The 11,218-nt window shown below is 69.0% G+C and carries 10 protein-coding genes and 1 pseudogene; 7 read left to right on the top strand and 4 right to left on the bottom strand.

What is annotated here, in order from left to right; all coding sequences use genetic code 11:
- Both ACFKCF_RS58680 and ACFKCF_RS58675 read right to left on the bottom strand, forming a co-directional pair.
- Positions 1–169: pseudogene (locus tag ACFKCF_RS58680) on the bottom strand (deoxyribose-phosphate aldolase); the annotation flags it as partial.
- Positions 166–1,206 (bottom strand): LacI family DNA-binding transcriptional regulator, encoded by a 1,041-nt coding sequence (locus tag ACFKCF_RS58675; protein WP_394505861.1) that lies wholly within the window; start codon positions 1,204–1,206, stop codon positions 166–168. The pseudogene ACFKCF_RS58680 and the gene ACFKCF_RS58675, both read right to left, overlap by 4 nt.
- A gap of 418 nt (positions 1,207–1,624) precedes the next feature.
- Here ACFKCF_RS58675 and ACFKCF_RS58670 point away from each other — a divergent pair, with 418 nt between their 5' ends.
- Genes ACFKCF_RS58670 through ACFKCF_RS58655 form a run of 4 tightly spaced genes read left to right on the top strand, consistent with a single transcriptional unit; the run spans position 1,625 to position 6,173 of the window.
- Positions 1,625–2,881 (top strand): alpha-L-fucosidase, encoded by a 1,257-nt coding sequence (locus ACFKCF_RS58670; RefSeq protein WP_394505859.1) that lies wholly within the window; start codon positions 1,625–1,627, stop codon positions 2,879–2,881.
- A gap of 24 nt (positions 2,882–2,905) precedes the next feature.
- The gene (locus ACFKCF_RS58665) at positions 2,906–4,375 is read left to right on the top strand and encodes an ABC transporter substrate-binding protein (RefSeq protein ID WP_394505857.1); all 1,470 of its coding nucleotides are present in this window, start codon (positions 2,906–2,908) and stop codon (positions 4,373–4,375) included.
- A 2-nt stretch (positions 4,376–4,377) separates the two neighbouring features.
- Entirely contained in the window at positions 4,378–5,265 is an 888-nt protein-coding gene (locus ACFKCF_RS58660; protein ID WP_394505855.1) for a carbohydrate ABC transporter permease, read from the top strand.
- Positions 5,266–5,273: 8 nt separating this feature from the next.
- Complete coding sequence (locus ACFKCF_RS58655) at positions 5,274–6,173, top strand: carbohydrate ABC transporter permease (RefSeq protein ID WP_394505853.1); 900 nt, start codon at positions 5,274–5,276, stop codon at positions 6,171–6,173.
- A 77-nt stretch (positions 6,174–6,250) separates the two neighbouring features.
- On the opposite strand, the gene ACFKCF_RS58650 is transcribed toward ACFKCF_RS58655, so the two are convergent.
- A complete protein-coding gene (locus tag ACFKCF_RS58650) occupies positions 6,251–6,925 on the bottom strand; it encodes a winged helix-turn-helix transcriptional regulator (RefSeq protein ID WP_394505852.1) in 675 nt (224 codons plus the stop codon).
- Between the two features lie 240 nt (positions 6,926–7,165).
- Between ACFKCF_RS58650 and ACFKCF_RS58645 the strand changes: the two genes are divergently transcribed.
- Positions 7,166–8,320, top strand: coding sequence for an acyl-CoA dehydrogenase family protein (locus ACFKCF_RS58645; RefSeq protein WP_394505850.1), 1,155 nt, complete (start codon positions 7,166–7,168; stop codon positions 8,318–8,320).
- The gene (locus ACFKCF_RS58640; protein WP_394505849.1) at positions 8,317–8,499 is read left to right on the top strand and encodes a hypothetical protein; all 183 of its coding nucleotides are present in this window, start codon (positions 8,317–8,319) and stop codon (positions 8,497–8,499) included. Before ACFKCF_RS58645 ends, ACFKCF_RS58640 begins: the two co-directional genes overlap by 4 nt.
- Positions 8,500–8,504: 5 nt before the next feature.
- On the opposite strand, the gene ACFKCF_RS58635 is transcribed toward ACFKCF_RS58640, so the two are convergent.
- The gene (locus tag ACFKCF_RS58635) at positions 8,505–9,578 is read right to left on the bottom strand and encodes a Gfo/Idh/MocA family protein (protein ID WP_394505847.1); all 1,074 of its coding nucleotides are present in this window, start codon (positions 9,576–9,578) and stop codon (positions 8,505–8,507) included.
- A gap of 199 nt (positions 9,579–9,777) precedes the next feature.
- On the opposite strand from ACFKCF_RS58635, the gene ACFKCF_RS58630 reads away from it, so the two are divergent.
- Positions 9,778–10,809 (top strand): hypothetical protein, encoded by a 1,032-nt coding sequence (locus ACFKCF_RS58630; protein ID WP_394505845.1) that lies wholly within the window; start codon positions 9,778–9,780, stop codon positions 10,807–10,809.
- Positions 10,810–11,218 lie beyond the last annotated feature (409 nt).

The following is an 11,218-nucleotide window of genomic DNA, read 5'->3' as shown; positions in this document are numbered from 1 at the left end:
CCAGGTCGATGGCCTGCGCCTTGGCCGTGGTCTTGATCGAACGGGTGCCCAGCATCGCCGCCCGCTGGTCCGCGCCGACCCGGTCAACCCCGGGCAGGCCGTGCAGGAAAGCTCGCAACGCCGCCTCCGAAGAGGTCACGTCCGCGAGCGAGGTGGTCGCTACGCTCATCGCGATCGGGTCTTTCTCGTGCGTGAGGGAGCCGGCCATCCGCCCGGCGGGGCGGTGGAGGCGCGTTCGATCAGCTTGGTGTCCAGGACGACGCGGCTGGCGCTGCCGCCGGTCCCGTCGGGGTCGAGCCGGCGCAGCAGCAGGCGCATGGCGAGCACGCCCTGCTCGACCATCGGCCGGTCGATGACGGTCAGGGGCGGCTTGAGCAGCGAACCGGTGTCCAGATCGTCGAAGCCGATCAGGCTGATCTGGCCGGGGATGTCGATCCGCATGTCGTGCAGTGCCTTGAGCACGCCCAGCGTCATGAGGTTGTTGGCGGCGAAGATGGCGGTGGGCGGCTCGGGCAGCGACAGCAGGGACAGCGTGAGCTGGTAGCCGCTGTGCTCCTTGAAGTCGCCGACCAGGTCGTACTCGGGCGGCACCTCGATGCCCGCCTTGGCGAGCGTCCCGACGAATCCCTCGCGCCGCAGCCGCCCGGGGGTGGTGTCCAGGGTGCCGCTGATCGCGGCCACCTTGGTGTGCCCGAGGGCCAGCAGGTGCTCGGCGGCCTGCCTGCCGCCGCCGTCGTTGTCGACCAGCACGGCGTCGAAGCGTTCGCCGCCCGCCAGGTCGCGGTCCACGAACACCAGGGGCACGTCGGCGTCGCGCACGTGCAGCGGCGTCTGGTCCTGCTCGGTGGCGGGGGCGAGGATGATGCCGTCGACCCTGCGCACCAGGTCCGCCAGCACGTCATCCTCCTGCTCGCTGCTCTCGTCGCTGTTGGCGAGCAGGATGCGGTAGGGCTCCGTACGCGTGACGGACTCCATGCCCTTGACCACCGCGGCGAAGTACGGGTTCGTGATGTCCGGGACGACGACGCCGATCGTGTTGGTGCGCCCGGACTTCAGCGACTGCGCCGCGGCACTCGGCCAGTAGCCCAGCTCGTCGATGGCGGCCTGGATCGCCTCGTACGAGCGCACCCGCTGGCCGCGCAGGAAGCGCGAGACCGTGGCGGGAGAGACCCCCGCCCGAGCTGCTACGTCATGGATGGTGACCAAGTGAGCTCCAAACTGAAATCGATGTCAGTGATGATGGCAGGATCCGGCCACGGAGTGTCAATGCCATGTTTCCAAGTCGTTACATCGCCGGACATTTCCCCAACTCAGGGCCTCGTCCGCGTGCTCTCGCTTCGGGCTGACTGAAACCGTTATCAGTAGAACGGACGCGGAGGAAACATCGGATGTAGTAGCGCCCAACACGCGCGGCAGCAGATCCCCTGGAGCCCCGCCCGATACTGCTACCGATATGGCCCTAGCAGCCGAGTCCTGGGCCAGGACAGCGAAGGGAAGCGTAGCTGCGCGGCTGCTTCGCAACTCAGGAAACCCTTGACCACATCCGATGTTTCGCCTACGTTACCCGCAAGTCGAGAGTTGCGAAATTTTTCGCACGCGCCAACACGACAGAGGGTGTGCACGGATGTCCGAATCCCGTATCGACGAATTCCGCCAGCGCAGGTTCGGCCTGTTCGTTCATTGGGGGCTCTACGCGTTGGCGGCCCGCCACGAGTGGGTCAAGCAGCGCGAACACATGTCCGACGAGCAGTACCAGCGGTACTTCGAGCGCTTCGACCCCGATCTGTACGACCCCGAGGCGTGGGCGGAGGCCGCGCAGCGGGCGGGGATGCGCTACACCGTGCTGACCTCCAAGCACCACGACGGCTTCTGCCTGTGGGATTCGGCCCTGACCGACTATTGCGTGAGCGGCACGCCGTACGGCAAGGACCTGGTCGGCCCGTTCGTCGAGGCGTTCAGGAGCAGGGGGCTCGGGGTCGGGTTCTACTACTCGTTGCTGGACTGGCATCACCCGGACTTCCCGATCGACGGGCTGCACCCGGCGTACGTCGAGGGCGGCACGTTCCCTGAGCGCGATGTCATGAAATATGCGGATTACCTGCACGGGCAGGTCGAGGAGCTGCTCACCCGCTACGGCCCCATCGACACGCTGTGGTTCGACTTCTCCTACGCCGGCCGGGTCAGGCATGGCAAGCCGGTCTACGGCGGCAAGGGCAAGGCCGAGTGGCGCTCGGAGGAGCTGGTGGACAAGATCCGCCGCATCCAGCCCGACATCCTGATCAACAACCGTCTGGAGCTGCCGGGCGACTTCACCACGCCGGAGCAGTTCCAGCCCCCCGCCCCGCTGTCGACGGTCTGGGAGGCCTGCCAGACGCTGAACGGAAGCTGGGGCTACGACCGGGACAACCACGCGTGGAAGTCGCCCGGCCTGCTGATCCGCATGCTGGTCGACTCGGTGTCCAAGGACGGCAACCTCCTGCTCAACGTGGGGCCCAACGGCCGGGGCGAGTTCGAGCCCCGGGCACTGGACACGCTGCGGGAGATCGGCGACTGGATGCGGCTGCACGACCGGTCGATCCACGGCGCGGGGGCGAGCCGGTTCCAGGCTCCCGAGCACTGCCGCTACACCCAGCGCGGCGACCGGCTCTACGTGCACGTCTTCTCCTGGCCGTACCGGCACCTGCACCTGCCGGGGCTGGCGGGCAAGGTCCGCTACGCGCAGTTGCTCAACGACGCGTCGGAGATCCGCATGTGGGCGCCCGACCCGAAGGTCGACAACGGGAACGTCAACTTCTTCACGATCCCCGAAGGCACCCTCACCCTCGAGCTTCCCGTGGAGCCGCCGGACGTGGCCGTCCCGGTGATCGAGCTCTTCCTCTGAAAAGGCTGAAAGGCGATACCCCCCATGGACAACCCCCTGCGCGGCCTGAACACCGCCGGCCTGAACCGGCGCCAGGTCCTCAGCCTCGCCGCCATGGCGGCGGCGGCCGTACCCCTCACCGCCTGCGGGAGCGGTGGCCAGCGCACCCGCCAGGCCGGCCCGACCGCGTCGGCGTCCGGCAGCTCCGCGGTGATCAACCCGGACCGGCCGGAGAGCGCGCTGTTCCCCTACGCCGAGGCGGAGAAGCTCTTCGACTCTCTGCCCTGGCCCAAGACCAACGTGCCGGAGCCCACGTCCAAGGTCACCGTCACCGTGGCGATCATCCCGGGTCAGCGGCACGAGGTGCGGCACGCCCAGTTCGCCAAGTTCATCAAGAAGCGGCATCCGAACATCGAGATCAAGGTGGAGGTCACGCCGTTCGACGACTTCCGCACCAAGTACCTGACGGGCGCCGCCAGCGGCGTGCTGCCCGACATCATGTACTCGCAGTTCCAGTGGGGGCAGAGCTTCATCAAGAACAACCTGTACCTCCCGCTGGACGACTACATCGCGGCCACGCCCGACTTCGACCGCGCCGACTTCTCCAAGGCGGCGCTCAGCTACTGGGAGCGTGACGGCAAGCTCTACGCGCTGGGCACCGACTCGGCGCCCAAGCTGCTCTTCTACAACAAGGAGATCTTCGAGAAGGCGGGCGCCAAGGTGCCCGACGCCTCCTGGACCTGGGACAAGCTCATGGAGGCGGCGCGCGGGCTGGTCTCGGGCACGGGCGCGCAGAAGGTCTTCGGGTTCACGCCGGTGCCCAAACCCACCAGTGACCTCACCGCCACGTTCCTGCTCGCCCACGGCGGCCGCTACCTGACGGCCGACGAGACCAAGTGCGTGATCCAGGAGCCGGCCAGCCGCGACGTGCTCAAGCGCTGGATCGACCTGCTGATCAAGGACAAGGCGATGCCGGACCTGGCCGAGACGCAGGCGACGGCGAAGGTGGAGCCGTTCACGCTGGGCCGGGGCGCCTTGTACGTCGGCGGCGCGTGGAACATCGTCACCCTGCTCACCCTGCCCGCCGAGCAGCAGTTCGAGTGGAGCCTGACGCACGTGCCCAGCGGCCCCGAGGGCCGCTTCACCCCGGTCCTCGGCAGCGCCTTCGGCATCACCAGCAAGACGCGCAACCCCGAGGCGGCGTGGATCGTGCTCAACTCCCTGCGCTCCTACGCCGGCCACCGCTTCTTCCTGGACACCCCGCCCTCGCGGCTGTCGGCGTTCGAGGAGAACCTCCAGGCGCTCAAGCTCGACAAGGAGGTCATCGACACCACCAAGGAGTCGCTGCACAAGTACGGCACCAGCGACGGCGTGCTGCGCCTGCCCGCGACGCCCAAGCTCGAGGACCTGACCAAGCCGATCTGGGAACGGGTCATGTCGGGGTCGCTGTCGGTGGACGAGGGACTCAAGCAGGTCACCGAGCGGGTCACTCCGATGCTCGCGGAGAACGTCTGACCATGGCCGCCTCCCCCCTCGTCCGGCGCGAGGCCCGCCGGTTCCACCTGTTCGCCCTGCCGTGGACCATCGGCTTCGTCTTCTTCACCGGCGGGCCCATCGTCGTGTCGCTGGTGCTCAGCTTCACCCGCTACGAGCTGCTGTCGGCCCCGCAGTGGGTGGGCCTGGACAACTACGTCCAGCTGCTGCGCGACCCCGACTTCTGGATGGCGACGAGGAACACGGTGTACTTCGGCGCCGCCTCCGCCGCGGCCGGGGTCGTCTACAGCCTCGCCGCGGCGCTGCTGCTCAACATCAAGGTGCGCGGGCAGGCGATCTTCCGGACGATCATCTACATGCCGTCGGTGATCTCCGGCATCGCCACCGCCCTGCTCTGGATCCACGTGCTGCACCCCGACTACGGCCTGGTCAACTACCTGATCGGCATGGTGGGCATCCAGGGGCCCGGGTGGTTGACCGACGCGAGCTGGGCGATCCCCGGCCTGGTCATCATGACGACCTGGACCACCGGGAACGCGATGATCATCTTCCTGGCGGGGCTGCAGGGCGTGCCCGCCTCGCTGTACGAGGCCGCGCACATCGACGGCGCCGGCTGGTGGAGCAGGTTCAGGCACGTGACGATCCCGATGATGTCGCCGGTCATCTTCTTCAACCTGGTCGTGGGGTTCATCGGCAGCCTGCAGGCCTACCAGCTCATCCTGTTCATGACCGACGGAGGGCCGGCCAACTCCACCCTGGTCCTGGGGCTGTACGTCTACCGCTACGCCTTCAAGTACTTCGAGATGGGCTACGCCTCGACGATCGCCTGGGCGCTGTTCTTCCTCGTCATCGTGTTCACCGTGATCCAGTTCGGGCTCGCGCGCCGCTGGGTCCACTACGAGGTCAAGTAGGTCACGAGATGGCAATCAAGCTCCTGCCCGCACAGGCCCGCCCGGTGGAGAAGCGACCCGTGGCCCCCGCCCAGGCCGAGCGGATCCGCCGGGTCCAGCGTCTGACGGCCTACGCGCTCCTCGTCCTGGCCTCGGCGGCCAGCCTGCTCCCGCTGCTGTGGATGCTCACCACCGCGCTCAAACCGGCCGGAGCCGTGCTGGAGTTTCCGCCGAGGTTCCTGCCCGACGTCTTCACCTGGTCCAACTTCCCAGACGCGTGGACGAGCCTGCCCTTCAGCACCTTCCTGGTCAACAGCGTGGTGGTGACCACGCTGTCGATCGTGGGCAATCTCATCTCCTGCATCCTGCCCGCCTACGCCTTCGCGCGGCTGCGCTCGCGGGTGCGCGGCACGGCCTTCGCGCTGATGCTGGGCACGATGATGATCCCCGCCCAGGTGGTCATCGTGCCGAGGTTCCTGCTGTTCTCCAAGCTGGACCTGGTGGACACCTTCTGGCCGCTGTTCCTGCCCAACTTCTTCGGCACCGCGCTGTACATCTTCCTGCTCAGGCAGTTCTTCACCACGATCCCGCAGGAACTGGTGGAGGCGGCGCGCATCGACGGCGCGGGGGAACTGCGGATCCTCTGGCGGATCATGATCCCGCTGTCCAAACCGGCGATCGCGACCGTGACGCTGCTGTCGTTCGTCGGGGCGTGGGGAGAGTACATCGATCCGCTCATCTATCTGCGCTCGACGGAGAACTACACGATCCCGCTCGGCATCTCGCTGTTCCGCGGCCAGTACGCCGACGACTACAACCTCATGATGGCGGTGTCCATCCTCGCCCTGGTGCCGGTCATCGTGGTGTTCCTGGCGGCGCAGAAGTACTTCATCAGAGGCATCATGCTCACGGGCATGGCGGGAAGGTAGGACGCCCATGGCCACCGCGACCGGGATGACGCGGTCCCGGCCGCATCTCTTTTCGAAAGATTTCGAAAGAACGACCGTCACGCCGGGCGCGAGACGGCGGACAGCGCGCTCTGGCCGATCCACGACGGGACGGCCCGGCACACGTCGGAGGACCCCGAGACCGCGACGCTGCCGTCCAGCTGCGCACGCAGCCAGGCGAGATCGCCGCGCCAGATGCGCGTCAAGGTGCGCAGGCTGGTCGTGATCGTGGCCGCCACCTCGAACCCGGGATCGCTGTCGCAGACGTCGGCCTCGCCGTCGGCCACCACCAGCCACCACCGCGACGCCTTCGGCGGCGTCCCGTCGAGCTGGAAGGCCAGCGTGGTGCGCGCCCGCGGCCAGGCGTCGATCGGGATGGTACGGCGCATGTCCCACATCAACAGGTGCGGGTCCAGGTCCTGGTCGCCGAGCTGGGGGATCCAGCGCACCCCCCAGGCGCCCAGCGCGTCGACGACGCCCGCGAGCTCCCTGCCGCACGCGGTCAACGAGTACGTGGTGCGGCCGCCGAGCTCGGCGCGCTCGATCACGCCGACCCGGGTGAGCGATTTCAACCGTTTGGACAACAGCGTCGGCGACATCTTCGGGACGCCACGGCGCAGGTCGTTGAAATGCCTGCTGCCCAGTAGCAGCTCGCGCACGACCAGCAGGGTCCAGCGCTCGTCGAGCACCTCCATCGCCTTGGCCACCGGGCAGAACTGGCCGTAACCGCTCATCGGACGCACCTCCGTGATCCGCGCGTGAAGATCGTCGTGGCGGTCGTCGCCGACGCGATCTCAGGTCCCACTGACAGGGGCGTTCCATCTCGTTCCACCACACGTGACAGCGACTGGCCTCAGCCAAATCCCGGAGACCGCCGACGTCAAGCCCGGCCCCCTCTCGGGCGCACCCGCGGCCGGCGGTAGATACAGATCTGGTACTAGGTGCGCCAGCTGTCCCGTTCCTACTGTCGACGCATGACCATCACCACGGAGTCGATTCAGACAGACGACCAAGTCGTCGCGCTGGCCGCCGAGGTCGGCCGGCGGTGCGCGCCGAGCGAGGCGGCGCACGACCGGGACGCCACCTTCGTCACCGAGGCCTACGAGGCGATGAGGGAGCTCGGCTACCTGCGGCTGGCGGTGCCCGCGCAGTTCGGCGGGCTGGGTGCGAGCATGCGGCAGGTAATGCTCGCCGAGTACGAGCTGGCCCGGCACGCCGCCTCGCCCGCGCTGGCCGCGGCGATGCACCTGTACCTGACCCTCGTGCAGTGCTGGCGGCACCGCCGCGGCGCGCCCGACGCCGAGGGCGTGCTGCGCCGCATCGCCGCCGACGACCTGATCATGGCGACCAGCGGCGGCTCGGACTGGGTGTGCCCCACGACGACGGCCGTCGAGGTCGAAGGCGGGTTCCGGCTGAGCGGGCGCAAGGCGTTCTGCTCGCAGGCGCCGGTCGCCACCGTCATCTCCACCTCCGCGGTCCTGGGCGACCCCGGCCCCGACGCCGAGGTGCTGCACGCGAGCGTCCCGCTGTCCAGCCCTGGGGTGTCCATGGTGGAAACCTGGGACACCCTGGGCATGCGCGGCACCGCCAGCCACGATCTCGTCTTCGACGACGTCTTCGTCCCGGCCGGCAAGATCGTCGGCCGCCGCCCGTACGGGAAGCTCACCGGCCCGCTGCTGACCGCCGTGATCCACTTCGCGCCGATCGGCGGCGCCGTCTACCTGGGCGTCGCGCAGGGCGCGTACGACGAGGCGCTGCGGATCGTGGCTCGCCGCGCCGGTGAGCCGGCCCCGGCGGCGGTACGCGGCCTGGGTGAGATGTCCGCCCGCCTGCGGGTGGCCAAGTGGGCGCTGATCGGCGCCGTCGACGAGGCCGGGGAGGACCCGCCGGCGGACGAGCGGACCCTGACCACGCTGATGGTGGCCAAACGGCACGCGGTGTGCGAGGCGAAGGCGATCGTCGACCTCGCTCTCGACGTCGTGGGCGGCGCCGCCTTCTTCCGGACCCTGCCGCTGGAGCGGGCCTACCGCGACGTCCGCGGCGGGCCGTTCCATCCGATCCCCCCGGAGGCGACCCTGGCCATGGCCGGCGCCGGCGTCCTGGCGGACGCCAGGCACGCGTCCTGGTGAGCAGGGGGGCCGCCGGGGCGGCCGCCGCGCCCCGCGACTGCCGCGACACGGGACGAGGCCGGCTGTCCGGCGGCGGTTTCCTCCGCGAGGTGCCGCGCATGCTGTTCATGGAGATCGTGCCCGTGGTCGGCAGCACGGACACCCGTGACGTCGTGGCGCCGTACCTCGACCCGACCTGAGGGTCTCAGCCCGCCCAAGCCTCCTTGCCGGTGGTGACCGGGCCGCCGGTCTTCGCCGACTCGCCGATGGCGAGGCTGATCAGGTGGTCCTGGCAGGCCTCGGCGAGCGGGTACGGCGGCGGGCCCTCCTGGCGGGCCCAGGCGCCCGTGCGCTCGAGGATGTCCGCGACCGCGATGTCGTCGTCGGAGCGGGACGCGCCCTCGAACGGGTTGCGGTAGACCACCCGCCCGTCGAAGCTGATGTGCTTGAGGTCGCGCAGCTCCAGGTTGAGGTCGACGCCGGTGTCCCGCCGGATGAGCGCGGACTCCACCGGCGTCACGGGGTCGACCAGCCGGACCACGCGGTCGTCGACCAGCTCGCCGATCGAGCCGCGCACCACGATGCGACGCGTCCGCAGCGGATTCCACCACTGGTTGTCGGTGAAGTCGTACAGGCCCGTCTTGCCGCCGAAGTCGAGGGTGGCGATGGTCGTGGTCAGCCGTTGCGGCGTGTCGTCACCGGTCCACCCGCCGAAGCCCAGCGGGTCGGCGAGCGGCGCCTCGAACGCGCCGGCGCGTACCTCGGCGGCGTCGAACCCGATGCCCAGCAGGCCGCGGATCAGCGACACCGCGTGATAGAGGTGGGTGGAGGAGACCTGGACCGAGGTCGGCTCGCCGATCACACCCTCCCGGACGAGCGCCAGCCGGGCCGCGTGGCCCGGCATCAGCAGGTACTGCTCGGCCACCTGCACCAGGCCGCTGCCGCCCACGTCCCGCCACAACGATCGCAGCCCGGCCAGGTCCGGCGCGGGCGGCGTCTCGGCGAGGACCGGCATCCCGTGCCCGGCCACCTCGCGGATCGCGTCCGGCATCGCGGGCCACGGCACCGCCGCGGCGAGGTAGTCGGGCCGTTCGTGCCGCAGCAGCTCGTCGATCGAGCGGAAGGCCGGTACGCCCCACTCGGCGGTCACCTCCTCGCCCCGCTCCGCGCTGCGGGTCACGACGCCGCCGACCCGCAGCCGGTCCGGCATCGCCGCCGCCAGCCGCAGGAAGAACCGGGTCCGCCGCCCGCTGCCGATCGCGCCGAACGTCGTGGTCATGAAAGCCGGACCTCCTCGGGAGCAGGAGCGATCCCGTGCCGGATCGGCTCCGGAACAGCGTACTCGGCGGCGTGAACGCCGGCCCGTTCGGGCGGCCGGTCCACGAGAACAACCGACGGTGAACATTTCCGAACGGGCAGTCAGCGAGGGGCCCCTTAGGAAAGAATCGGTGGCGACCGTAATCAAGGAGGTTTTCCCTGTGCGCGCCGTTCTCACCGCCGTGCTCGCGACGCTCATCCTGCTGGCCACCGGGGCCGGTTCGGCCGGAGCCGCTTCATCCCGATCGTCCTTGCCCGGCGGAAAGGCCAACTTCGTGGTCTCGCAGGGCTTCCTGCGTGCCTCGTCCACCCAGAACTGGGTGCGGCTGGGGACGTACCAGTTCAAGGCCAACGGCACCGTCAGCGCGAACAACTACCTCTGGTGGCAGCGCAACCCCGAGGGCAGGCAGGCCACCGGGGTCGTCCCGGACTCCAGCTGCTCCACCAAGGCGGGTGGCTCCAGCACCCGCGTACGCGCCTGCGACGTGCTGACCGCCCCCGGGTTCCCCGGCTCCCCGGACGAGTCCCGCACGGGAACGTACACCCTGGCCGGCAACGTGGTGAGCATCAGATGGAAGGTCGCCCAGACCTGGACCGAGAAGTGGCGGGTGCGGGTCTCGCCTGACGGCAAGCTCGCGCAGCTGCAGTTCGCGGGCGGCACCCTGGCCACCAACGGATACGGCTACGGAAGCAACGCCTCGTTCGCCACCCGCCGGGCGATGAGCTCGGTGCGGGCCTTCGCCGGCACGCTCAAGCAGGACCTGGTCTCCTGGTCGCGCAACACCATCGTGAAGTCCGACGCCCAGGTCTTCAAGCAGTCCTCCTTCCGCAGCTGCGCCACCACGACCTGGTGCCTGACCTACCTGCAGCCGTCCTCCCCCGGCGCCTGCCAGAAGGCCGGCGGCTGCCCCAACTACGGCGGCGGCACCAAGGCGAACGTCAGCTCCATCCAGTACTACCTCACCAAGGTCTCCAACAGCGATCGCCGTGACACCCTGTGGCACTGGTGCACCTGCCTGGCCATGGAGAGCAAGACGTTCTGCTATTCGGGCAACTCGCACATCAAACCGCTGCTGCAGATCATCGACGACAAGGGAGCCTTCCGCGGGTGGGTCGGCGCCGAGGCGTCGTTCTACAACGGGTCCAGGGCCAAGGACATGATGGCCGTTTTCCGCGTCTCCGACTTCCGCTGACGTCGGCGCGCCGCTCCTGACTGGGTCGGGTCACGGATTTGTAAAGCATGATTTTCGGCAAATGGTCGAACTGCTCCCGCATGGCCTCGCGTATCTCCCGGAGACCGGACTTCCACCCGGGTCATGAGACTTGAAGGAGCAGCACATGCGGAATCCGCTCGGGGGGAGACGACTCAGGTCGTGGCGAGCAGCCGTTTCCTTAGGGGGAAGCATCGCACTTGTCCTGACCGGCTCCTCACTGTCCGCGCAGGCGGGCACGATGGCGGCGGCGCAATCCATCGTCTGCCCCAGCGTGGCGGACAAGCTCCCCGAAATACCGACGGCGGCCAGGGCCGAAGTCGACAGAAACCTGGCCCTCCTGGAGACCCAGATCCAGGAGGCCGACAACCGGCTCGCCCGCTCAGCGGGA

It is taken from the genome of Nonomuraea sp. JJY05, assembly GCF_043496855.1.
Classification (GTDB): Bacteria; Actinomycetota; Actinomycetes; order Streptosporangiales; family Streptosporangiaceae; genus Nonomuraea.
Note: the sequence above shows the minus strand (reverse complement) of the source record. Positions and strands in the feature narration are given on the sequence as shown.

Coding starts and splice junctions, on each gene's coding strand:
- ACFKCF_RS58645 (WP_394505850.1), top strand. CDS start 7,166: ATGACCATCACCACGGAGTCGATTCAGACAGACGACCAAGTCGTCGCG.
- ACFKCF_RS58670 (WP_394505859.1), top strand. CDS start 1,625: ATGTCCGAATCCCGTATCGACGAATTCCGCCAGCGCAGGTTCGGCCTG.
- ACFKCF_RS58660 (WP_394505855.1), top strand. CDS start 4,378: ATGGCCGCCTCCCCCCTCGTCCGGCGCGAGGCCCGCCGGTTCCACCTG.
- ACFKCF_RS58665 (WP_394505857.1), top strand. CDS start 2,906: ATGGACAACCCCCTGCGCGGCCTGAACACCGCCGGCCTGAACCGGCGC.
- ACFKCF_RS58655 (WP_394505853.1), top strand. CDS start 5,274: ATGGCAATCAAGCTCCTGCCCGCACAGGCCCGCCCGGTGGAGAAGCGA.
- ACFKCF_RS58650 (WP_394505852.1), bottom strand. CDS start 6,925: ATGAGCGGTTACGGCCAGTTCTGCCCGGTGGCCAAGGCGATGGAGGTG.
- ACFKCF_RS58635 (WP_394505847.1), bottom strand. CDS start 9,578: ATGACCACGACGTTCGGCGCGATCGGCAGCGGGCGGCGGACCCGGTTC.